At 71.6% G+C, this 21,411-nt stretch carries 16 protein-coding genes; 6 read left to right on the top strand and 10 right to left on the bottom strand.

Going from position 1 to position 21,411, the window contains the following annotated elements; genetic code table 11:
* Positions 1–313 precede the first annotated feature (313 nt).
* From AB0C35_RS17725 to AB0C35_RS17700, 6 genes are all read left to right on the top strand, one after another.
* Entirely contained in the window at positions 314–3,481 is a 3,168-nt protein-coding gene (locus AB0C35_RS17725) for a glycosyl hydrolase 115 family protein (protein WP_358456628.1), read from the top strand.
* Positions 3,478–4,866, top strand: a complete 1,389-nt coding sequence (locus AB0C35_RS17720; RefSeq protein WP_358456625.1) for an endo-1,4-beta-xylanase — start codon at positions 3,478–3,480, stop codon at positions 4,864–4,866. The genes AB0C35_RS17725 and AB0C35_RS17720 overlap by 4 nt, the downstream gene beginning before the upstream one ends.
* Before the next feature lie 134 nt (positions 4,867–5,000).
* Positions 5,001–6,827, top strand: coding sequence for a glycoside hydrolase family 15 protein (locus AB0C35_RS17715; protein ID WP_358456622.1), 1,827 nt, complete (start codon positions 5,001–5,003; stop codon positions 6,825–6,827).
* Between the two features lie 18 nt (positions 6,828–6,845).
* Positions 6,846–7,898, top strand: a complete 1,053-nt coding sequence (locus AB0C35_RS17710; protein ID WP_358456619.1) for a glucose 1-dehydrogenase — start codon at positions 6,846–6,848, stop codon at positions 7,896–7,898.
* Positions 7,899–7,999: 101 nt separating this feature from the next.
* Positions 8,000–9,262, top strand: coding sequence for a cation:proton antiporter (locus AB0C35_RS17705; RefSeq protein WP_358456616.1), 1,263 nt, complete (start codon positions 8,000–8,002; stop codon positions 9,260–9,262).
* A 124-nt stretch (positions 9,263–9,386) separates the two neighbouring features.
* Positions 9,387–10,349, top strand: a complete 963-nt coding sequence (locus AB0C35_RS17700) for a DUF5954 family protein (protein ID WP_358456613.1) — start codon at positions 9,387–9,389, stop codon at positions 10,347–10,349.
* Positions 10,350–10,408: 59 nt separating this feature from the next.
* Here the strand turns inward: AB0C35_RS17700 and AB0C35_RS17695 are convergent, their stop codons facing one another.
* The 10 genes from AB0C35_RS17695 to AB0C35_RS17650 form a co-directional block, all read right to left on the bottom strand.
* Positions 10,409–11,227, bottom strand: a complete 819-nt coding sequence (locus tag AB0C35_RS17695) for a hypothetical protein (RefSeq protein WP_358456610.1) — start codon at positions 11,225–11,227, stop codon at positions 10,409–10,411.
* A 144-nt stretch (positions 11,228–11,371) separates the two neighbouring features.
* Complete coding sequence (locus tag AB0C35_RS17690) at positions 11,372–13,585, bottom strand: BTAD domain-containing putative transcriptional regulator (protein WP_358456607.1); 2,214 nt, start codon at positions 13,583–13,585, stop codon at positions 11,372–11,374.
* A 135-nt stretch (positions 13,586–13,720) separates the two neighbouring features.
* Complete coding sequence (locus tag AB0C35_RS17685) at positions 13,721–14,716, bottom strand: glycosyltransferase family 2 protein (protein WP_358456604.1); 996 nt, start codon at positions 14,714–14,716, stop codon at positions 13,721–13,723.
* Positions 14,713–15,960 (bottom strand): glycosyltransferase family 4 protein, encoded by a 1,248-nt coding sequence (locus tag AB0C35_RS17680; protein WP_358456597.1) that lies wholly within the window; start codon positions 15,958–15,960, stop codon positions 14,713–14,715. The genes AB0C35_RS17685 and AB0C35_RS17680 overlap by 4 nt, the downstream gene beginning before the upstream one ends.
* Positions 15,957–17,255 (bottom strand): hypothetical protein, encoded by a 1,299-nt coding sequence (locus tag AB0C35_RS17675; protein WP_358456591.1) that lies wholly within the window; start codon positions 17,253–17,255, stop codon positions 15,957–15,959. The genes AB0C35_RS17680 and AB0C35_RS17675 overlap by 4 nt, the downstream gene beginning before the upstream one ends.
* Positions 17,252–18,007: an NTP transferase domain-containing protein gene (locus AB0C35_RS17670; protein WP_358456589.1), complete on the bottom strand. Its 756-nt coding sequence runs from the start codon at positions 18,005–18,007 to the stop codon at positions 17,252–17,254. The genes AB0C35_RS17675 and AB0C35_RS17670 overlap by 4 nt, the downstream gene beginning before the upstream one ends.
* The gene (locus AB0C35_RS17665) at positions 18,004–18,633 is read right to left on the bottom strand and encodes an HAD family phosphatase (protein ID WP_358456587.1); all 630 of its coding nucleotides are present in this window, start codon (positions 18,631–18,633) and stop codon (positions 18,004–18,006) included. The genes AB0C35_RS17670 and AB0C35_RS17665 overlap by 4 nt, the downstream gene beginning before the upstream one ends.
* The gene (locus AB0C35_RS17660; RefSeq protein ID WP_358456584.1) at positions 18,630–19,844 is read right to left on the bottom strand and encodes a 2-phospho-L-lactate transferase CofD family protein; all 1,215 of its coding nucleotides are present in this window, start codon (positions 19,842–19,844) and stop codon (positions 18,630–18,632) included. Before AB0C35_RS17660 ends, AB0C35_RS17665 begins: the two co-directional genes overlap by 4 nt.
* A complete protein-coding gene (locus tag AB0C35_RS17655; RefSeq protein WP_358456581.1) occupies positions 19,841–20,638 on the bottom strand; it encodes a glycosyltransferase family 2 protein in 798 nt (265 codons plus the stop codon). The genes AB0C35_RS17660 and AB0C35_RS17655 overlap by 4 nt, the downstream gene beginning before the upstream one ends.
* Positions 20,639–20,654: 16 nt before the next feature.
* Positions 20,655–21,383 (bottom strand): hypothetical protein, encoded by a 729-nt coding sequence (locus AB0C35_RS17650; protein WP_358456578.1) that lies wholly within the window; start codon positions 21,381–21,383, stop codon positions 20,655–20,657.
* Between the last annotated feature and the right edge of the window lie 28 nt (positions 21,384–21,411).

Genomic DNA, 21,411 nt, shown 5'->3' with positions numbered 1-21,411 from the left:
TCGTGCGCGCTCGCCGAACCGCCACCGCGAAGGATCGCGGCCACCTGCGACAAAGCCTATGCGCTCGGATCTTTCCATGTAGCGAAATGTAGGGACGTGGCCACGCACTGCTTCCAGTGATCATCCGACTTCCTTCGAAATGTTTCGAAGGAAGGGTCGCGGTCGCATGCTCCCAGATCAGAGCGCTTTACCGAGAACCAAGGTGAAAGAGGTGGTTGACGAAAGGGATTCCTGGGGTTATTTTCCTGTCGGCTCTCGAAAAGTATCGAAATATTTCGAAGGCCGTGCCGCTCCCGCAGTGAGGAGACAGCCGATGGGCAGACCGTGTCGGACGTGGAAATTGCTCCTGGCCCTGATACCGACCGTCATCGCCTTCACCGCCCAGCCCGCCGCCGCGCTCCCCGCCGACCGCGGAGGGCACGGCCACGACAGGCCCGCCGACCCCTCGTCCTACATCTCCTTCCGGGACGGGCGCGGGTACTTCCCCCTCGTCGCGGACGGAAAGGCCGCACCGCTGGTGGTCAGCGACACGGACCACCCCGGCGTCGTCCGGGTCGCCGGAGACCTGCGCGCCGACATCGAGCGGGTGACCGGCGAGCGGCCCGCGCTCTCCACCGGCGGCGACGTCCCGTCCGGAAGCGCCGTCGTCATCATCGGCACGATCGGCGAGAGCCCGCTCATCGACCGGCTCGTCTCCTCCGGGAAGCTGGACGTGAGGGGCATCGCAGGCAAATGGGAGACCACCCTGGAACAGGTGGTGGACCACCCGATGCCGGGCGTCCGCCGCGCGTTCGTCATCGCCGGCAGTGACCAGCGCGGCACCATCTACGGCGCCTACGACGTCTCCAAGAACATCGGCGTCTCGCCCTGGTACTTCTGGGACGACGTCCCGTCGCGGCACCGGGACGAGGTGTACGTGAAGCCGGGCCGCCACACCCAGGGCACACCGGCCGTGAAATACCGCGGCTTCTTCATCAATGACGAGAACCCCGCACTGAACCGGTGGGCGCCGAAGTTCTTCGGCCAGGGAAAGGCCCCCGGATACCCCAACGGCTTCAACCACGAGTTCTACGCCAAGATCTTCGAGACGATGCTGCGGCTGAAGGCCAACTATCTCTGGCCGGCGGTCTGGGGACGGGCGTTCGCCGAGGACGATCCGCTGAACCACGCGACCGCGAAGAAGTACGGCGTGGTCATGGGGACGTCCCACGAGGCGCCGATGATGCGCGGCATCGAGGAGTGGAACCGGCACGCCGTCCCGGCGGAGCGCGACGAGGACGGGAACATCACCAAGCCGGGCCACGACCCGTACGGCGGAACGGGCGAGTGGAGTTTCCGCCGCAACTCCGAAGCCATCAAGAAGTACTGGCGCGACGGCATCGAGCGGATGGTCGAGGACGACTTCGAGGGCGTCGTGACCATCGGGATGCGCGGCAACGGCGACGTCAGCCTGCCCGACGGCGACGGCATCGAACTGATGCAGAACATCATCGCGAGCGAGCGCCAAATCCTGGAAGAGGTCACCGGTGAGGAGGCGTCCGCCACCCCGCAGGTCTGGACCCTCTACAAGGAGGTGCAGCGGTACTGGGACCGGGGGATGCGCGTCCCCGACGACGTGACCGTCGTCTTCACCGACGACAACTGGGGCAACATGCGCAAGATGCCCGAGCGGGGGCTGCCGGAACGCGCCGGCGGATACGGGCTCTACTACCACTTCGACTATGTGGGCGGCGGCCGCAACTACAAGTGGGTCGACACCGCGCAGCTCGGCAACACGTGGGAGCAGCTGCACCAGTCGTATCAGTACGGCATCCGCAACCTGTGGGTCGCGAACGTCGGCGACATGAAGGCGAACGAGCTGCCGCTGCAGTTCTTCCTCGACTACGCCTGGAACCCGGACCGCTGGCCCCTGCACAAGCTCGGCGAATGGGAACGGAAGTTCGCCGCGCAGAACTTCGGCTCCCGGCACGCGGACGAGATCGCCGAGGTGCTCAACGCCTACGGCGACCTCCAGGCGCTCCGCAAGCCGGAACTGCTCAACCGCCGCATCACCGTCGACCCGGAAAAGGACCTGTCCACCGACCCGGCCGCGGTCGTCTACGACGACGAGCAGACGCCGTTCTACCTGAACCGGTACCGGGAGATGGACAGGGTCACCGCACGGTGGCGGCGGCTCGCCGAGAAGGCGGAGCGGATACGCCGCCGATTGCCGGAGGAGTATCAGGACGCCTATTACCAGCTCGTCTACTACCGGGTGAAGGCGACGGCCAATCTGTACGAGCTGCGTGAGGCCGAGTTCACGAACATCCTCTACGCGGAGCAGGGACGGGCGGCCACCAACGACCAGGCCGACCTCGCCGAGGCCCGGTTCAACGAGGACCAGGCGATGTCGGACCACTACGACAATGAACTCGCCGGCGGGAAATGGAACGGCTTCCAGAGCCAGCCGAAGATCGGTTACGGGGACGTGGAGCGCTACGGCCCGAACGCGCCCTGGCAGCAGCCCGAAAAGGACTACATAGCCCTGCCGGACAAGATCTTCCCCGAGCTCAAGCGGATCGAGGTGCCGGACGGCTCCGAGATGGGCGTGGCCATCGACGGTTCCACCGAGTGGTGGCCGCGGGCGGAGTCCGAGGCCGTCCTGCCGGAGTTCAGCCCGTACCAGAGCGCACCCCGGCAGTACATCGAGGTGTTCAACCGCGGCACCGATCCCTTCGATTACCGGATCACCCCCGCCGAGCCGTGGGTGAAGGTCACCCACGCCAGAGGCCGCGTCGACAAGCAGGTGCGGGCGACGGTGTGGATCGACTGGCGGCATGCGCCCGACGGGACCAGCCGCGTGCCCATCGAGGTCACCGGGGCCGACGGCCGCACCGTGACCGTCCAGGCCGTCGTCGACAAGCCGGAATCGTTCAAGGCCCGCGGATTCCTGGAGGCCGGCGGCTACGTCTCCATGAACGCCGACGGCTACACCCGCGCGACCCGCACGGGCGACGCCCGGTGGAAGCGCGTCCCGGGAGTCGGCCGGACGGGCGCCGGCATGGAACCGTTCCCCGTCACCGCGCCGAGCCGGCAGCCCGGTGAAGGCCCGCGCCTCGAATACGACATGACGCTGACGACGACCGGCCCGGTGAAGGTCTGGGCCTACCTGTCGCCGAGGAACAGCGTCCTGTCGACCGGGGGGCTGAGGTACGCCGTCTCGATCGACGGCGGCGAGCCGCAGGTCGTGAACATCACCGAGGCGACCGGCGCGAACGACACGACCATGAACAAGCAGTGGGAGCGGAACACCTCCGACAACGTCAACCGCACCGTCACCACGCACACCGTCACCGAACCGGGGACGCACACCCTGAAGTTCTGGATGGTCGACCCGACCGTCGTCCTGCAGAAGATCGTCGTCGACACCGGAGGACTCAGGGCCTCCTATCTCGGGCCCCCCGAAAGCAGGCACCACCCCCAAGGAGGAACACAACCATGAGAAGAGCACTCACCGCGGTGCTCGGAGCGGCCACCCTGCTCCTGGCGATGCTGGTGACCGGCGTGCTCCCCGCGTCGGCGGCGGCGAGCACCCTGAAGGAGGCGGCCGCCGCCAAGGGCATCGTCTTCGGCACCGCCGCGGCCCAGAGCCACATGGGCGAGTCCGCGTACGTCGACACGCTCAACCGCGAGTTCAACCAGCTCACCCCCGAGAACGAGATGAAGTGGGAGACGACCGAGCCGTCCCGCAACTCGTTCAATTACGGCGCGGCCGACCAGCTCGTCGGCCACGCCCAGTCGCAGGGCATGGCGGTGCGCGGGCACACCCTCGTCTGGCACAGCCAGCTGCCGAGCTGGGTCGAGGGCATCTCCTCGCGCACCGAGCTGCTGGACGTCATGCGAAACCACATCTCGAACGTCGCCGGCCACTTCAGCGGCGACATCGAGTACTGGGACGTCGTGAACGAGGCGTTCCAGGACGGGTCGGGCGCGCGGCGCGACACCGTCTTCCAGCGCGTCATCGGCGACGGCTACATCGAGGAGGCGTTCCGGGCGGCCCGCCAGGCCGACCCCGGCGCCGAGCTCTGCTACAACGACTACAACATCGACGGCCGCAACGCGAAGAGCGATGCCGTCTACGCCATGGTCCAGGACTTCAAGGCCCGCGGCGTCCCGATCGACTGCGTGGGTCTCCAGGCGCACCTGATCGTGGGCAGCATCCCGGGTGACATCCAGGCCAACATCCAGCGCTTCGCGGACCTGGGCGTGAACGTCTACATCACGGAGCTGGACATCCGGATGCAGACCCCGCCGGACAGCTCCAAGCTCGCCCAGCAGGCGAGCGACTACCGCGCGGTGACGTCCGCGTGCCTGGCGGTGTCGCGCTGCAAGGGCATCACCGTCTGGGGCGTGACCGACAAGTACTCCTGGGTTCCGGACGTGTTCGAGGGCGAGGGCGCGGCGCTGCTCTTCGACGACAACTACAACAAGAAGCCCGCGTACGACGCGACGCTCGAAGCCCTCGGCGGTACCCCCGGCGACGGAGACGGAGATGGGGACGGTGACGGTGACGGAGACAACGATGGCAGCGTCACCTGCGCCTACACCCGCACCGCGCAGTGGAACAACGGGTTCAACGGCCAGGTCACCATCACCGCCGGCAGCAGCGCGGTCAGCTCGTGGACGGCCGTCCTGACCATGAACTCCGGCCAGGACTTGCAGGCCCTCTGGAACGGCAGCCCGACGGAGAACGGCAACGTCATCACGGTCAAGCCCGTGGGCTGGAACTTCAACCTGGCACCGGGCGCGTCCGCTTCGTTCGGTTTCACGGTGAGCGCCCCGGGCGGGAACGTGGCCAACCCCGCACTCACCTGCAGCACCCCCTGACCCCTACCCCTCTTCCTACCCCCTGACCACCGGCACGGCGGCAGCTCCCAGGCCGCCGTGCCGGTGACTTTCTGCGGGAAGCGCCGACCTGCGCGAGATTCATCCACTATCACGGGTACTCCGGAGTGAGTCGGATGGATGAGAGCGGGTGCGCCTTGGCGTTGCGGATCGAGGACTACGGGCTGCTGGGGGACACGCAGACGGCGGCGCTGGTGGGCCGCGACGGGTCGATCGACTGGCTGTGCCTGCCGAGGTTCGACTCCCCCGCGTGCTTCGCATCCCTGCTGGACGACGAGAAGGCGGGGTTCTGGCGGCTCGCGCCCGCGGCGGGCGGGCTGTGCACGCGGCGCCGCTACCGGGACGACACGCTGATCCTGGAATCGGAGTGGGAGACGCCGGAGGGCACCGTCCGGTTGATCGACTTCATGCCGCCGCGCGGGGAGGCCGCCGACGTCGTCCGGATCGTGGAGGGCGTCAGCGGGCGGGTCCCGATGCGCATGGCGCTGCGGCTGCGGTTCGACTACGGGCGGATCGTGCCGTGGATGCGGCACCGCGAAGGGGAGCACAACGCGATCGCGGGCCCGGACGCCGCCTGGCTGAAGACGCCCGTCGAACTGGAGGGACGCGACCTGACCACGTACGGCGACTTCACCGTGTCGGCCGGCGACCGGGTCCCGTTCGTCCTGACGTACAAGCCGTCGCACGAGCCCCGTCCCAAGGCCGTCGAGGCCGAGCGTGCGCTGAAGGACACGGAGCTGTTCTGGTCGGAGTGGATGCGCGACTACGACTACGACGGGCGGTGGGACGAGGCCGTCCGCCGGTCGCTGATCACGCTGAAGGCGCTCACCTACGCCCCGACGGGCGGCATCGTCGCCGCCGCGACCACGTCCCTGCCGGAGCAGCTCGGCGGCCCGCGCAACTGGGACTACCGGTTCTGCTGGCTGCGCGACGCGACGTTCACGCTGCAGGCGCTGCTCGGCACCGGGTTCGTCGCCGAGGCGAAGGCGTGGCGGGAGTGGCTGCTGCGCGCCGTCGCCGGCGACCCCGCCGACCTGCAGATCATGTACGGCATCGACGGGACGCGCCGCCTCACCGAGTTCACCGTGGACTGGCTGGCCGGGTACGAGGGGTCGTCGCCGGTCCGGGTCGGCAACGCCGCGTCCGGCCAGTTCCAGCTCGACACGTGGGGTGAGGTGCTCGACGGCCTGCATCTGGCGCGGGAGGCCGACATCGAGATGGACGAGAACGCCTGGGACATGCAGCTCGCGCTGATGGACTTCCTCGAAGGGCACTGGAGCGACCCCGACAACAGCCTGTGGGAGGTCCGGGGCGACCGGCGCCACTTCGTGCACTCCAAGGTGCTCGCGTGGGCGGGCGTCGACCGGGCCGTCCAGGGGGTCGAGCGGTTCGGGCTGGACGGGCCCGTCGACGCCTGGAAGGCGCTGCGGCGGCGGATCCACGCCGACGTGTGCGAGCACGGTTACGACGCGGACCGCGGCACGTTCACCCAGTTCTACGGCTCCCGCGGGCTGGACGCGGCGCTGCTGCTCCTCCCGCAGGTCGGCTTCCTGCCGTGGAACGACTCGCGCGTGGTCGGGACGGTCGACGCGGTGCTGCGGGAGCTGTACCGCGACGGGTTCGTGCTGCGCTACGACACGGGCGCGGACGGCGGCGTCGACGGGCTCCCCGGGGACGAGGGCGCGTTCCTGGTGTGCACGTTCTGGCTCGCCGACGCCCTGCACGGCATCGGCCGGACCGAGCAGGCCACCGACCTGTTCGAGCGGCTGCTGGACCTGCGCAACGACCTGGGGCTGCTCAGCGAGGAGTACGACACCGCCGCGGGGCGGCAGGTCGGGAACACCCCGCAGGCGTACTCCCATGTCGGGCTCGTCAACACCGCCCGGCATCTCAGCGGGACGCGCCCCGCCTGGCGGGACCGCGCTCAGTCATCACGCCCGTAGTCGTGGAAGGAGAGCGCCATGCGCGCTTTGACCGTCCTGCCGGGCGAGCCCGGCTCGCTCGCCGTCACGGACGTCCCCGCTCCGGAGCCCGGGGAGCACGACCTGCTCGTGGACGGGCTCGCCGCCGGAGTGTGCGGCACCGACAAGGAGATCGTCGCCGGCGAGTTCGGCTCCGCTCCGCCCGGCCGCGAACGGCTGGTCATCGGGCACGAGTCGCTGGGCCGGGTGCGGCACGCCCCGTCCGGCAGCGGCTTCTCCCCCGGCGACCTCGTGGTCGGGGTCGTGCGGCGGCCGGACCCGGTGCCGTGCGGGGCGTGCGCGCACGGCGAGTTCGACATGTGCCGCAACGGCCGCTACACCGAGCGCGGCATCAAGGAACTCGACGGCTTCGCGAGCCGGGTGTGGACAGTGGAGGCGGACTACGCCGTCGCGCTCGATCCGCGGCTGGCGGAGGTGGGCGTGCTCATGGAGCCGGCCACGGTCGTCGCGAAGGCGTGGGACCAGATCGAGAAGGTCGGCCGGCGGGCCTGGTGGGAGCCGCGCAAGGTGCTGGTGACGGGCGCGGGGCCGATCGGGCTGCTGGCCGCGCTGCTGGGCGTGCAACGCGGCCTGGACGTGCACGTCCTCGACCGCGTCACGGACGGCCCCAAGCCGGGACTCGTCGCCGACCTCGGCGCCGCGTACCACCACGACGGCCTGGAGAGCGCGATCGGGGGCACGGAGCCGGACGTGGTCATCGAGGCGACCGGGGCGTCGGAGCTCGTCCTCGGGGCGATGGCGAACAACGCCCCGTACGGGATCGTCTGCCTGACCGGGGTGTCGCCGGCCGGCCGCCAGGTGACCGCGGACGCGGGCGGCCTCAACCGCGACATCGTCCTGGAGAACGACGCGATCATCGGGTCGGTCAACGCGGGCTTCGGCCACTACGAGGATGCGGCGCGGGCCCTGGCGGGGGCCGATCTGGACTGGCTCGGACGGCTGATCTCCCGCCGCGTCCCGCTGGAGGACTTCGAGGACGCGTTCACGCCCCGCCCCGACGACGTCAAGGTCGTCATCGCACTCGACGAATAATCCGGGTTACGCCGGGCGGGTCCTGACCGTTAGAGTCGTTGACCGGTGCGCCGGGAAGTCTGGTCGGCAGTACGTCCGTCGATCCCCGAAGGACCCCGGTCATGACGAATCTCCTGCTGGTCTTCGCCGCTCTGCTGCTGCTGGCGGTGCTGGTGTCGAGCCTGGCCCACCGCACCGTCCTGTCGACGGCGGCCCTGTTCCTGCTGGGCGGATTCCTGCTGGGCGACGGCATCGGCGACGTCATCACGCTCGGCCCTGACGACGAGATCGTCAACACGCTGGCCGAGCTGGCGCTGTTCGCGGTGCTGTTCACCGACGGCATGCACGCCGGCTGGAAGGACCTGCGGAGCGCATGGCGGCTGCCCGGGCGGGCGCTCGGCTGGGGCCTGCCGCTGACACTGCTCATCACCGCGGTCCTCGCCCACTATGTGGTGGGTCTCGGCTGGGTCGAGTCGCTGCTGATCGCGGCGGTGCTCACCCCGACCGACCCGGTGTTCGCGGCGGCGCTGGTCGGCAACGAGAAGGTGCCGCCGCGTCTGCGCCACCTGCTGAACGTGGAGTCCGGCGTCAACGACGGCCTCGTCCTGCCGTTCGTGATCGTGTTCCTGGCGGTCGCGCAAGGGTCGGACGACCTGCACATCGGCACGCTGGGCGCCGAGCTGGCCGGCGGGCTGGCCATCGGGGTGGCGGTGCCGCTGGCGGCGCTCGCGCTGGAGCGCACCCGCCTGTTCGCGGTGTCGCCGAAGTACAAGCCGCTGAACGCCCTGGCGATCGGGCTGCTGGTGCTCGCGCTGGCGCACGCCACGCACGGCAACCTGTTCCTCGCCGCGTTCGCGGCGGGGGTCACGGTGGCGACGGTCGGCGACCAGTACAAGGAGTCGTTCGAGGAGTTCGGCGAGCTGATCGCCGAGCTGCTGAAGCTCGCCGCGCTGCTGGTCTTCGGCGCGCTGCTGTCCCCGACGTTCCTCGGCGACGTCGGCTGGGCGGGCTGGGTGTTCGCGGTGCTGGCCCTGGTCGTCGCGCGTCCGGTGGCGATCTGGGTGTCGTTCCTGCGGTCGGGGCTGACCGCGCGCGAGCAGGGCGCGGTGATGTGGTTCGGGCCGAAGGGGTTCGCCTCGGTGGTGTACGGGCTGATCGTCCTGAAATCGGGCATCTCGGCCGCCGACGAGATCTTCCATCTCGTCGCCGCGACGATCGCGCTGTCGATCCTGGCGCACTCGTCCACCGACGTGATCGTGGCGCGCGGCTTCGACGACGAACGCGAGGTCCCCGCCTGGTTCGGCAGGTCCCGCAATGGGACGGACGCCGCACCGCCGGCCAAGCAATCCGAACAATCCGAGCAATCCGAGCATCCCGATCCCTGATCGGATGGCCGCCGCCGAGCCGCCCGATGCACAATAGGACCATTTCCGGTTAATTGCCGCAAGGCGGCCGGTGGATATCGCCAAAATCCAGCGGGCATCCCGGTCGTCCGGCCAGGATGCGGGCATGACCTTCCCGCTGATGCACGGGTACGACCACATCAACGTGGTCGCCCAGCTCGATCCCGTCGCGGCGGTGCGCGACCGGGAACTCGGTGAGCGAATTCTGCAGTACCCGAAGATCCTTCCCGCCGGCTCCCCCAGTTTCGGGCATGCGGTACAGATTGGAAAAGAGTGGCGAATTGGATCCTTGTGCTCCGATGATCCGTCCGCCGCCCGGTACGGCCTCGCCATGGACCTGCGGACGGCGGCGGCCGAGGAGAAGGACCCGCAGACCGCCGGAGCCATGCTGGCGGCGGCCGGCCGGCTCGACCCCGAGGAGGGCGAGCAGCTCGCCAAGGACGAATGGGAGATCGCCGACCGCCGCTACCGGATCATCCGGGTCGAGAAGTTCGTCCTGATCGGCGACCGGGTCATGGAGCCGCCCCGCTCCACCGACGCCGACCTCGACGGGGACGGCTACCTCCGCGGCCACCCGCTCGACCCGCCTGCGCCGTGCGGGCAGTGGGAGGCGCAACTGCGGCTGAACCTCGTCGCGCGCATGCCCGCGCCCGGCACCGTCCCCGACATGGTGCGCGCGGAGACGCGTCACGCGATCCAGACGCACCCCGGAGTCGTGCTGCTCCCGCCCACCTTCATCGTCATGGAGATCGACGGCGAGTCCTGGGCGCCCATCGCCGGCGGCTCCGATCCCGCCGAGTCCCGCGACCGGCTGGCCCGGCACTTCACCGACCTGCTCCCCCGGCTCCGCGAGTTCCAGGGCGACCCCGCCACCCCCGCGGAACTCACCGAGTGGACCGCCCTCGCCGCGGAGATCCGGTCGGCGCCCGGCCACCACATCACCGCGCGCGGACGCGAGTTCCGCACCGTCCGCATCTCCCGGATGGTGCGCCTGGGCCGCGACGGCCCCGAGGCCCCCCGCCCCTGCGACCAGGAACGCCACGGCCTCACCAGCACCACCGAAACCTAACCCCCGCCCCGGCCCCGGCCGCCGCGCCGCGGACCGGGCCGGTCGCGGTGCGTTTCGGGTCAGTTCACCGGTGGTGTGACGGTTTGTGGTTTTCCGAGGTCGTGGAAGGTGAGCGACGCCTCGAACTTCACCGACAGGCCCATCTTCCTTTCGCCGGTGACGAACTCGCTCGTCATCGTGAGCCGGCGCGGGCGGTCCTGCCCGTCCACCCAGAGTTCGGCGTTGAAGATCGCGTCACCGGGGTACGCGCTGAGCGCCTTCCTGTGCGCCTCCGGGGAGTCTTCGAGGCACTTCGCCACTTCGCACACGATGGAGTAAACGCTCATCCGCTCACCTCCTGCCGCCGCCGTCGACTTCGGGCTGGAGCCGTAGAGCCATGAGTCGAGGAACATCTGCCCGATCAGGGTGGTCTCGATCATGTTCGCGGTGCTCGCCGGGTCGTACCCCTTCTTGCCGACGACCCGCGGCCCCTCCGCCGGCGTCCGCCACTGCTCCGACTGGAGCGTATTGCGGGCATAGAGGCGGTCGCCGACCGTGATCACCCGCACCGCTCCCTTGTTGACGAGGTCGTCGCCGTAATCGCGCTCGATCGTGGTGGTGACCGAGTTCAGGTCGAGGTCGGTGGCGCGCTGCTCCGGGGCGGAGCGGTGCGTCCCGCGCATCTCCGCAGACATCTTGAAGAGCGGAATCCGGACCGTGGACGCGTAGACCTCGACTTCGACGTCGGCCCGGTGCGGATCACCGGTCAGCGCGGCGACGGCCGTCCTCAGCCTGTCGGCCACCTTCTTCTCCGGGGGGTCTTCGGCCGCGCACCCGGACATCCCCATCATGGTCAGCAGGCAGGCACCGATCCCCGCCCCCGTCACCCGCCACTTCATTGAGCGCAGACCTCCGATTCGCGCACGGCACGGGTGACGAAAGGACCGCGAGCCGGCCACCCGTCCCCCGAGCCCGCCCGGCATGGATAGCCCATCCCGGCTGTCCGTCTGCTATCAGCGGCCTGTCATACCTGGTCAGGGCGCTCATTCACGGCGGAAGCGGATCAGGATGGGACGTTCGGTGAGCGTCACCGTCTGCCCGCCGCGGACCGCGACCGTACGGCCGCCGAGGTGGTCCACCCGGTAGGCGCCCGGCTCGACCGGCATCTCGGCCGTGCCCTCGGCCATCCACCGCACCGCGCCCTCCTCCCCGCCTCCGGAGGGCGCCGCGAGCCGGAACCGGCACTGCCACGCGCCGGCGGGCAGGCCGGCCGCCCGTCCCCGCCCGCACGACCGGATCCGGGCGCCGTCCAGCCATTGCTGGAGCCGCTGGACGAACAGCGCGGCCCGGGTCGGGGGGAAGCCTTCCACCTGGAGGACCAGCGGCAGGTTCCGCACACCCCAGCTGTAGAAGTACATGCGGTCGTAGCGGGCGTACAGGCCGGCCAGGTAGTAGCGGACGGCATAGTTGCCGGCGTCCTCCTCGCCCAGCGGTTCGACGGTCGGGATGTCGTGGGCGGGGCCGGTGGCCCACATCGGCAGGTGGACCCCGACGTGATGCAGCGTGTTGTAGATCAGTTCCGCCTGCTCGGTCATCTCCTCGGGCCGTCCCGCCCCCTGCCGCGGATGCAGCTTGACGGCGACCGCGTCGCAGGGGGTGAAGCCGCCCATCGCGCCGAAGCGGGCGAGGTACCGCCGCCCCTCCGGTTTCCACAGGTCGCCGATCGAGGGGCAGACGACCGTGGCCCGCGGATCCACCGCGTCGATGATCGCGCCTGCACGGCGCGTCATCTCCACCAGCGTCGGAAGGTCCCCGGTGTAGTGATAGGGCGTGTTGGGGTAGTCCCAGAGCTCGTAAGCCTCGATCCGTCCCCGATATCGGGTGACCACGGCGCGGACGTAGCGGTCCCAGTCGGCCAGGTCGCGCGGCGGGTCCGTCCTGGAGTCGTCGGTGTAGGCGCTTCTGGGGCTGTCGGGCGCCGCCCAGGCCGGGGTGATGCCCATCGTGTAGGTCATCGGCAGCCGCGCCCGCTCGGCGCCCGCCACCAGGCGGTCGAGGGTCGACCAGTCGAACACGTCCCGCCGCGGCTGGACGTTGGACCACTTCGTCCCGTCGTCCCAGAACCGCACCGACCCTATGCGGAAGCCGGGCATAGTGCCGCTGCCCGTGCCGCCGATCGTCGCGCCGAAGAACGTCTTCGCGACGGGGACGGGCGGCGCGTTCACCCATGCCGGCCCCGGAATCCACTGCCGGTCCTCCGCCGGCACCCCGGCCGGCCGGTCCTGGCCCGCCCGTGTCGCGCCGCCCCCGAGGCCGACGAGCATCGCCAGGGCCAGCGTGACGCCGACGCCCCGAACCCGGAGCCGCCGGAGACCCGCGGCCGAGGGCGGGGGCGGGGGCACCGGCGGGCGCACGGGCGGGGGAACGGGGACGGGTTCCGGCTCGGGCGGCGCCGGGGCCGACGGTCGCGGCTCCTGCTGCGGCGGCGACGGTTCCGGCGTCGCGAACCGCAACTCCGGGTCGCCCCTGAGGATGGCCTCGTGAAGCGAGCGGAGCCGGGGGGTGGGTTCCAGTCCGGTCTCCTCGACCAGCAGCGCCCGCCCCTCCCGGTAGACGTCCAGGGCCTCCGGCCTCCGTCCGCAGCGGTAGAGGGCCAGCATCAGCCGGGCCCGTAACTCCTCGCGGAGCGGATGCTCGCCGACCAGCGCGGTCAGCTCCGCCACGACCGCGCCGTGCCGTCCCAGGGAGAGTTCGAGCGCCAGGCATTCCTCCACCGCCGCCAGGCGCAGTTCCTCCAGGCGCGCCGCCTCGCGGGACACGAACGCGGCGTCGACGCCCTCCAGCGGCCGACCGCGCCAGAGGCCGAGCGCCTCGCGGAACGCGCCGACCGCCTCCGCCGGCCGTTCCGCGGCGGCGCTGTCACGGGCGTCCCCGACCAGCTCGGTGAACGCGGTCACGTCCACCTGGGCCGAGCCCGCGCGCAGGACGTAGCCGGGCGGCCGGGTCTCGATCAGGGCGCCGGCCTCCCCCAGCGCGCGGCGAACCCGATGCACCAGCGTGTGCACCTGCGTGCGAGCCGACGCGGGCGGGCGGTCCCCCCACAGCTCGTCCACCAGCCGGTCGACCGGCACCACCTGGTCCGCGCTGAGCAGCAGCCGCACGAGCAGCGCCCGCTGCCGTCCGCCGCCGAGCGGCAGGACGCGGTCGCCGACGCTCACCTCGACCGGGCCCAGCACGGAGAAGGCGACCTCGTGCATGCGTTCCCTCCGGCTCCGCCCGGGTACGGTGCGCCCGCCCTGAGCGCGGAAGATCGGAGCGGATCGCCCTACTTCATGCCATCCCGCATGCGACCTTGTCCAGGAAACGGCCGGATCTGCCCCCGGCCGGGGTTGTCACCCCGTCTCCGGGGAGGGCGGGGGCCGCCGCAGGCCCGGGAGGAGGCGGAGGGAGCCGAAGGCCAGGCCGGAGACCAGCACCACGTGCACCGCGAGGTGGACCGTCACGAAGTAGGCGGTGAACGCGGGCCCGCGGTGCCGGTGGACGAAGCGCAGCAGCCCCGGGTCGGCGGCGGCGAAGCAGGCCAGGAGGGCGGAGGGCAGCGCGAAGAGCGCCGGGTGCAGCAGGCCCAGCGGCAGGGAGGCCATCGCCAGCGCGCAGGCGAGGATGCCGGCGGGACGGTTGGCGTGCTCCGGCTGCCCGCCGCCCCGCCTGGACGCGGTGAGCGCGAGCGGAATGAGCGGGACGGCCCGGCGCCACTGCTCGGCGAGGATCGGCAGCAGGCGGCTCGCGTCGTCGTGGCGCCCCCGCACCTCGTCGGTGAGGACGACGCGGCACGTGCCCGCGAGCCGGCCGCCGTACTCGACGTCCTCGCAGTCGCGCAGCGTCTCGTCGAACCCGCCCACGGCGCGCAGCACGTCGCGGCGGATGGCGGCCAGCGCGAACACGACGCCGGTGACGTCGCCGAGGTGGCGGCGGCGCCAGTACGCGGCGTGCAGGACGCGGTACCACTCGGCAGGCCCGTCGTCGATGAGGGGCTCGGGCTCGTAGACGCCCTGGACGCACCCGCATTCCGGATCGTCTTCCAGGATCCGCAGCGCGTTCGCCACCGCGTCCGGGCGCAGCTCCACGTCGGAGTCGAGGAAGAACACGACGTCCCCGGTGGTGGCGGCGACGCCCGCGTTCCGGGCGGCCGAGACGCCGCGGTTCACGGGCAGCCGCACGACGCGGCAGCCGAGCCCGGCCGCGATCGCGGCGGAGTCGTCGGCGCTCGCGTCGTCGACCACGACGATCTCGTCGGGGCGGCGGGTCTGCGCCAGCACCGCCTCCAGGCACGGGCGCAGCGTCTTCGCCGCGTTGTAGCAGGGGACGATCAGGGAGAGGGTCGTCATGGCCGGCCGCCCAGTGCCGCGCGGTAGACGGCGAGGGTCTCGCCGGCCGTCCCCGCCCAGCTCAGCCGTTCCCGGACGAGCCGTTCCCCGTGTTCGGCGAGGGCCGCCCGGAGCTCCGGGCGGGTCAGCACCTCGGTGACGGCGTTGGCGATGGCGTCCGGGCCGGTGCCGCCGATGAAGCGTGCGGCGGGCCGGTCCGCGTCGCCGAGGAAGACGCGGGAGAACCCGGCGCCGAGGATCGTCGGCTTGCCCATCGCCATCGATTCGGTCGCGACCAGGCCGAACGGCTCGAAGAGGGAGGGGAACACGCAGGCGTCGGCCATCTCGTAGTACTCCAGCAGCTCCCGCCCGCCGACGAACCCCCCGGAGGTGAGGACGTGCCCGTCCAGTCCCGTCTCAATGACGATGCGCGCGGCGCCCGCGTCGTCTCCCTCCCCGACGAGCACCAGGCGCACTCCGGGGACGTCCTTGCGGATGCTCCGCATCGCCTCGAGGAGTTCGTAGATCCCCTTCTGCCGTTCGAGACGTCCGACGAACAGGAGAACCGGGTCCCCCGGCGGGATCGCGAGGCGTGCCCGCAGGGCGGCGGCGCCGAGGCGGAGTTCGTCCCGGTCGAGAGCGGGATCGGCGAGGACCCGCTCGAACGTCCCGCCCAGGCACACGACGTCGATCGGCGTCCGGTCCCAGCCGGCGGCGGTCAGCTGGTCGCGGACCTCCGGGGTGGGGACGACGACGCGCCGCGCGACCCGCGCCAGCCACCGCTCGACCGCGGCGAACAGGCGCAGCGGGTCGGTGATGCTGCGCTGCGGGGCGACGCCGTACTCGGTGGTGTGGACGTGCAGCACGACCGGCAGCCGCAGCACGTAATGGCAGAGCAGTCCGCACAGGAAGTTCGTCGTGTCGTGGACGGCGACCAGGTCGGGCCGCTCGTCCGGGCCGAGCCGCCGCAGCCGCAGGAAGTACCGCCAGTTGCTCACCACGACGTTCAGGGTGAGCAGCAGGAACTCGATCCTGCGGGTGCGGTTGAGCCGGCGCCGGCGGTTGATCGCGCCGAGGACGCGGCCGAGCGGCCGGTACACGGTGACCGTTCCGCTCGCGTGGTGCACGGGCTGCCGGCCGTCGTTCAGCGTGCACACGGCCAGCCGGTGCTCGCGCGCGAGATGCGGCGTGATCAGCTCGACGTACCGGCCGAGCCCGGTGGCGACGCTCGGCGGGAACTGGTTGACGACGTAGGCGATCCTCACCGCTGCGCCTCCACGCGTTCGGTCTCCCCCTCTTGTGCGGCGGGCCGCCGGGGCGGGCCCGCCGGCCGGTACGTCCTGGCCGTGGCGGTGGCCACCACCGCCACGAGAATCGCGTTGCCCAGCGCGAAGCCGGCCAGTGCCCCGGTCAGCCCCCACCGGGCGACGCACGCCGCCAGGCAGGCGAGCGCGGCGGGCGTCCCGGCCGCCAGGCAGCCGACCAGGAGCCGCGCGCCCCGCACTCCGTCCATGGACAGCGCGACGGAGTACAGGTTGAAGACCATGTGCGCTCCGATGCCGAGCGACGACAGCGCCATCAGCCCGAGCGAGTACGGGTACCCGCCGCCGAGCAGGAAGAAGAACACGGTGCTCGCGGCGAACGACACGGCCGCCGTCCCCGCGGCGACCAGCGGCGTGATCCGCGCGATGCGCCGCATCACGGCCGGTTTGTCCGCCACCGCCAGGGCCGGCAGCAGCACCAGGCCGACCCCGTCGGTGAACAGCACGCCGAGCAGCCGTTTGGGGAAGCCGTTGTAGACCGAGTACACGCCGACGTCCCCCTTCCCCGCCCAGTGGTTCAGGAAGATCACGTCGATCCCGAACAGGACGCCGGTCAGCGCGGCGATCACGGTCATGTAGGCGCCGAGCCGGTACTGCGAGCGCGCCGGCGCCCACGACCACGAGCGCGGGACGATCCCCAGGCCCGGCACCGCCACCAGGACGAACACGACGTTCGTCGCGATCAGCGCGAGGAGGTAGACCTCGGCGTCGCGGATGCCGAAGACCAGCAGGCAGACCGCCGAACCGGCCAGGTAGACGACGGCGACGGCCAGCTTGAGGGTGGCCACGAACGTGTACCGCTTCAGGCCGCGCAGGAGGCCCTCGGTCAGCTGGTTCAACGCCAGGGACAGCCCGAGCGCGAACGAGAAGCACAGCGTCCGGGCGTCGACGCCCACCGGGACGGCGAGGACCGGGGACAGCAGGGCCCCGGCGGCGGTGAGGCCGCCGCCGAGCGCCAGCGTGGAGAGGAACGCCGTCGCCGCCAGGGCCGGACGGTCCGCGGGCTCGGCCCGCGGCAGCTCCTGGAGCATCACGTAGTGCAGGCTCATCAGCATGCCCACGGCGACGATCAGCGCGATCGTCAGGACCAGGGTGAAGTGCCCGAACTCCCGCGGGCCCGCGCCCCGGGCGATGACGAGCGTGGTGCCCGCGGCGGTGCCGCTGGCCAGGCTGCTCAGCAGCGTCGGCCCGGCCGCCCACCCGTGCCCGCCGAGCAGCCCCGTCCGCGGGGGCTTCACCTCGCGCGCCCCGCGTGGGCCCGCCGGGCGAACTCCAGGTCTTCCGCGGTGTTGATGCCACGCGCCTCGTCCGGATCGGTCACATGGACCGGGGTCACATCGCGGCCGCGTGCCTGCGAGAGGTAGGCCAGGAACGGCAGGAAGTTGACCTCTCCGGTCACCGTGCCCCGGGCGGCGTCGGCGAGGTAGTCCCGCCAGGCCGTTTCGAGCCCGTCCGTTCCCAGGCAGAACACGCCGACGTCGCTGAGCCCGCCGGGACGGCACTCGTCGCCCTCGCGGGACTGCCGCACGCGCAGCAGCCGGCCGCCCGCGAGCTCGTACTCGACGTACGGATCGGGCATCGGCACAAGCGGGATGGTGAGCCCAGGCGCCCGCCGGTGCGCGTCCACGACGCGGCGCACCGTCGTCTCGGACAGGTTCGCCTGGTCGCCCCAGACCACCAGAATCCCGTCATGGGACGCCCAGTGCCCGGACGCCCCGAAGACGGCGTCGCCCATGCCGGTCGGCTCGCGCTGGACGCTCACGGACACGGCGCCGCGGCCGATCTCCGCGGCGGCGAGGCGCCGGAACGGCCCCTCCGCCTCGGGCGCCACGACGACGTGGACATGCCCGGTGGACGGCCGCAGCCGGCGGTACAGCAGATGCCACACGGTGACGCCGCCGGCGACCTCCAGCATGATCTTCGGAACGTCCAGGCCGAGCCGCGTCCCGCGTCCCGCCGCCGGAATCACCGCGCACACCGAGCCGGTCATGGCCGTGCCTCCGGGTCGAGAAGGGCGACGAGGTCGTCCAGTCCGTTCACGTGGATCGCTCCGGAGGCGGGCTCGGCCGCGTGCACCTGGAACGTCGCCAGCCCGGCTCCGACGGCGGAGGCGACCCCGTGGACGGAGTCCTCCACGGCCGCCGCCTCCGCCCGCCCGATGCCCCACCGTTCGCACGCGGACAGGTAGAACGCCGGATCCGGCTTGCTCACCGGGACGTCGTCGCCGGTGAGGACGCCGCGGAAGCACCCGTCCAGCGAGCAGGCCGCCAGCACCCGCTCCACCGAGCCGCGGCTGCCGCTCGTCACCAGGTACACGGGTTGACCGCGCCGGGCCAGCGCCGCGAGGAACCGGTGCGCCCCCGGAAACACCGCCACCTTCCCCGCGTCGACATGGGCGCGGTAGTGCCGCCGCTTGCTCCGGATCAGCCGCCCGGCGTCTTCGGCGCCCAGCCCCAGGACGGCCGCGACCTCGTCGGTGCCCGCCCCCGCGTGGTCGTCGTATCGGAAGGAACCCAGCAGGTCGGGGGCGATCTCCGCGAGCGCGGCGCGGAAGGCCGCGTCGTGGGCGGGGGCGGAGTCGACGAGCGTCCCGTCCAGGTCGCAGAGCCAGATCATCCGGCCTCCTCCAGCGGCGTTTCGGCGGGAATGCCCGCCAGGGCGGTGAGGACGTCCACGGTGCGCCGCCCGCTGTGCGTGCCCGGACGCGCGGAATCCTCCAGGTCCGCGCTGATCCACCGCGCCCTCACCCGCCCGCCGCCCTCCGGGACGTCCACCGGAACCGCCGGGACGCCCGCGGCCGGGTTCTCATGGCACAGGACATGGGTGACGGTCCGCCGCTCGTTGAACGGGTCGCCGAGATGGAGCAGGGCGCGGCCGACATGCTCCGACGCGCTCAGCCCCCGGACGTCGTGGTCCTCCCGGATGTTGACGACCATGACCTTCGCCGCGGCGCGGCTCGCCGCGACGGCGTCCGCGACGCCCGGCGTCAGGTAGCTCGGGAACAGCGACGAATGCGGGGTGCCGGGCCCGTACACGATCAGGCGGGCGTCCCGGATCGCCTCCAGCGCCGCCGGGTTCGGCGACACCTCGGCGCGGCGTCCGGCCAGGACCCGCCGCAGCCGCCCGGTGGGCATCGCCTCCAGCTCGTCCCGGTCGCGGACCGGCTCGCGGAGCAGGAACAGGCCGGTGATCGGCGACGGGTCCTGCGGCGCGACGATCTCCGCCTCGTCCGCCAGCAGCCGCCCGTTCTCCTTGAGCGCCACGAGATGGGCGTTCTCGCCGCCGGTCACGTTCAGCAGCCGCACCGGGGACCCGAACGTCCGGGCGGACGAGCCGACCGCCGCGTTGAAGTCCTCCCCCAGCCGCAGGTAGGCGCCGGCGAACACCAGGTTGCCGAGCGCGCAGTCGGCGAGGTCGAAGCGGCCGGCGCCGGCGCCGAGGCGGTCCAGGAAGACGGCCAGGTCCCGGGCGATCGCCAGCCGCGGCCGCCGGGGCAGCGCGTGGCATCCCTCGACGAGGTCGACGGCGAGCCCGTCGACGAACTCGGCGAGATCGCGCGGCGTCGTCCCGTCCGGGAGGCGGTGCTCCAGGACGGAGGCCAGCGCCGCCTGCGCCGGGTCGCGGGCGTCCAGATGCAGGAGGAGGTTCTTGCGGAAGTCCGACGGCCCGAGCATCCCCGGCAGGTAACGGCGCAGCGCGCCGGTCGACATCCCGTTGTCGTAGCCGTTGATCAGCAGGGACAGCCCGATCCCGGGCGTGCGCAGCAGCCGGCGCGCGATCGCCGCACCGCCCCGCCCGCCGCTGAACATCGCGACCGCGGCGCTCACCGGACCTCCCCGGCGGCCCGCCGTTCCAGATCGCCGGCGGACGGGGCGCGCAGCACGCCCCGCCGCTGCAGCCAGTGCCGGTAGCCGAGGTAGCCGACCAGCAGCGCCCGGTCGCGGGCGCCGCGCCAGTACCGCCAGCCGCGTCCGCCGCCGGCCCGCGCCCGGTGCTCGATCGGGATCTCCACCCAGGTGCGGCCGAGCTCGACGACCCGGGCGGTGATCTCGGTCGAGCAGTTCATCCCGCCGGCCTCCAGCGGCAGCGCGCGCAGCAGCGGGCCGTGCACCAGCTTGAAGATCGAGTTGAAGTCGCGGTACCGGGTGCGGTGCAGCACGTTGCTGACCGCGCCGCTCGCCGCCGAGCCCCACCGGTACGCGGCGCCGTCGGCCTTCCGGATCCGGGCGCCGGAGAAGGCCGTCCCCTCACCGGCCCGGACGAGCCCGAGGAACCGGTCGAGGTTGGCGATCGGGAACTGGCCGTCGGAGTCCAGGAGCAGCACCCACTCCATCCGCGTGTGCGCGATCGCGGCGCGGATCGCGGCGCCCGCCCCCCGGTTGCGGTCGAACCGCACGACGACCAGTTCGGGGCAGTCCGCACGCAGCTTTTCGAGGATGTCACCGGTCGCGTCGGTGCTCCCGTCGTCGCAGACGACGATCTCCCACGCGGCGATCGCCGTGTCGCGTTCCAGGTAGGTCCGCCATTCGGTCACCGCCGCGGCGATGTTCTCCGCCTCGTTGTAGGCGGGCGCCGCCACGGAGATCTCGATGGCGGCGGACGCGTCCCCGTACGTAGGCATGGTGTCCCTTCCCGCCTCAGGTACGGACCCGTCCGGTGCCGAGCAGGCGCCCGATCCAGCGGTCCAGAGGCAGCAGGTTGAACCCGGCGATGATCGGAAGATGGGCCAGTGCGAAGACGACCGTCGCGCCGAACGAGATCGGGCCGCCGGTGATCAGGTTGATGTGCGGGGCGTCGATCTCCTGCGGGATGCCGATCGGGTTGACGACGTACCACATGAGGTCGAGGAAGCCGGAGAAGATGATGACGATTCCGGTGAAGACGACCTTCAGGCACCGTCCGGGCGTCCCGCCGCCGAGCCGGTAAGCGGCGGCGATGGTGAGGACGACGCCCGGATAAAGCAGCAGGTATAGATGTGTGTAGAAACTGTCGCCTTGGGCGCGTTCGCCGTCCAGATAGTAGAAGCCGCTGATCCGCGGAACGAGGTAGCCGGTAAAGAAGAGGAACGGCGCGTACAGCACCCAATGGGGAAGCTTGGACGGCCAGGGGAACAGTGCGATTCCGCAGGCCAGGCAGGCGAAGACGAGCAGCTTGACCGGCAGTTCCCAAGCCGACCCGATGTCGCGGCCATGGGGCATGAACAGCCACACGGCCGCTGCGCCGATCACTCCGGCGGCAAAGGCGATCCACCACACGTGAGCGTCCCACCGGCCGGGTGCGGCCGGCACCGCGTCATCGCCCGCCGAGCCCGGCCCGCCGTCGCCGGATGGCGCCTGAGAGACCGAGGCCCCGCCACTTACGGTCATTGCCCGAAACCTTTCCCACGGCACCGCG

The organism is Spirillospora sp. NPDC048819, assembly GCF_040650055.1.
Taxonomy (GTDB): domain Bacteria; phylum Actinomycetota; class Actinomycetes; order Streptosporangiales; family Streptosporangiaceae; genus Spirillospora.
Note: the sequence above shows the minus strand (reverse complement) of the source record. Positions and strands in the feature narration are given on the sequence as shown.

Bases quoted from the DNA above. Each gene is read 5' to 3' on its own strand.
- AB0C35_RS17715 (WP_358456622.1), top strand. From the start codon at position 5,001: ATGGATGAGAGCGGGTGCGCCTTGGCGTTGCGGATCGAGGACTACGGG.
- AB0C35_RS17690 (WP_358456607.1), bottom strand. From the start codon at position 13,585: ATGCACGAGGTCGCCTTCTCCGTGCTGGGCCCGGTCGAGGTGAGCGTC.
- AB0C35_RS17665 (WP_358456587.1), bottom strand. From the start codon at position 18,633: ATGATCTGGCTCTGCGACCTGGACGGGACGCTCGTCGACTCCGCCCCC.
- AB0C35_RS17695 (WP_358456610.1), bottom strand. From the start codon at position 11,227: ATGAAGTGGCGGGTGACGGGGGCGGGGATCGGTGCCTGCCTGCTGACC.
- AB0C35_RS17725 (WP_358456628.1), top strand. From the start codon at position 314: ATGGGCAGACCGTGTCGGACGTGGAAATTGCTCCTGGCCCTGATACCG.
- AB0C35_RS17700 (WP_358456613.1), top strand. From the start codon at position 9,387: ATGACCTTCCCGCTGATGCACGGGTACGACCACATCAACGTGGTCGCC.
- AB0C35_RS17655 (WP_358456581.1), bottom strand. From the start codon at position 20,638: ATGCCTACGTACGGGGACGCGTCCGCCGCCATCGAGATCTCCGTGGCG.
- AB0C35_RS17685 (WP_358456604.1), bottom strand. From the start codon at position 14,716: ATGACGACCCTCTCCCTGATCGTCCCCTGCTACAACGCGGCGAAGACG.
- AB0C35_RS17650 (WP_358456578.1), bottom strand. From the start codon at position 21,383: ATGACCGTAAGTGGCGGGGCCTCGGTCTCTCAGGCGCCATCCGGCGAC.
- AB0C35_RS17705 (WP_358456616.1), top strand. From the start codon at position 8,000: ATGACGAATCTCCTGCTGGTCTTCGCCGCTCTGCTGCTGCTGGCGGTG.
- AB0C35_RS17710 (WP_358456619.1), top strand. From the start codon at position 6,846: ATGCGCGCTTTGACCGTCCTGCCGGGCGAGCCCGGCTCGCTCGCCGTC.
- AB0C35_RS17720 (WP_358456625.1), top strand. From the start codon at position 3,478: ATGAGAAGAGCACTCACCGCGGTGCTCGGAGCGGCCACCCTGCTCCTG.
- AB0C35_RS17670 (WP_358456589.1), bottom strand. From the start codon at position 18,007: ATGACCGGCTCGGTGTGCGCGGTGATTCCGGCGGCGGGACGCGGGACG.